Below are 735 nucleotides of genomic sequence, written 5' to 3'. Positions count from 1 at the left end.
CCCATCACAGGAACTACAGCCTCAGACTCGGTTGTGAAGATGGTATTCTGAACTGGCTCCGTGAGTGTTCGGAGGCTGAGTTGCTCTCGATGGATGAGTTCGGCGATCTTTGAGGCCGTGAGGAAGCTGTAGAGGGCGTCTTTGATTTCATCTGAGTCTGCGAGCAGCCGGACCTTGGGCTGGTCCTCAACCGTTATTGCTTCCTCTGCGAAGGCTGCGATTTGTTCAGAGCGAGGATTGATATACAATGCTGGCTCGTCTCGTTCGGGAATTATCTGAGTGAAAATGTGTTGTTTGGTCATGTTCTATAAATATCCGGACATGTACTTAATAGACATGATATCTGAGAGGTGTTGAGAAAAGATTGGGTCTATCAGACAACGGTCACAGGGAGATCATTCTAGTCCCGTCTCGCATCGCCTACGCAGGATAGTTCCGTGGTAGTGCCGTAAGTGCTGGTTTCGAAATACTACTGACTGGCCCTGTTGGGATTCTCAGACTCTGTTGAAATCTTCTTCTTCAGAGATATTCTCACCTGAAACAGCCGATCGATGAGAGTTACATGTATACCGGAAATACGCCCGATCTGGGTGGACCATATGATCGGCAGGTTGTAGTTCCCAATCTCTCTCCACCACCTGAACAACGACGTTTCGAAAGGTGTCGTCAGCGATTAAAATCGGGCGTTCTCGACAAACACTACGACCGCCTACATTCAGCTAAGAGGGTGGAGCA

The 735-nt window shown here is 49.0% G+C and carries 1 protein-coding gene; it reads right to left on the bottom strand.

What is annotated here, in order from left to right; all coding sequences use genetic code 11:
• Positions 1-302: DUF5821 family protein (locus DVK07_RS20165; RefSeq protein ID WP_233565558.1), on the bottom strand; the 302-nt coding region annotated here is incomplete at its 3' end.
• Positions 303-735: the final 433 nt, after the last annotated feature.

Source organism: Halorubrum sp. Atlit-26R (assembly GCF_003666015.1).
In the GTDB taxonomy this organism is placed as follows: domain Archaea; phylum Halobacteriota; class Halobacteria; order Halobacteriales; family Haloferacaceae; genus Halorubrum.
This window is presented reverse-complemented; position numbering and strand designations above follow the sequence as displayed.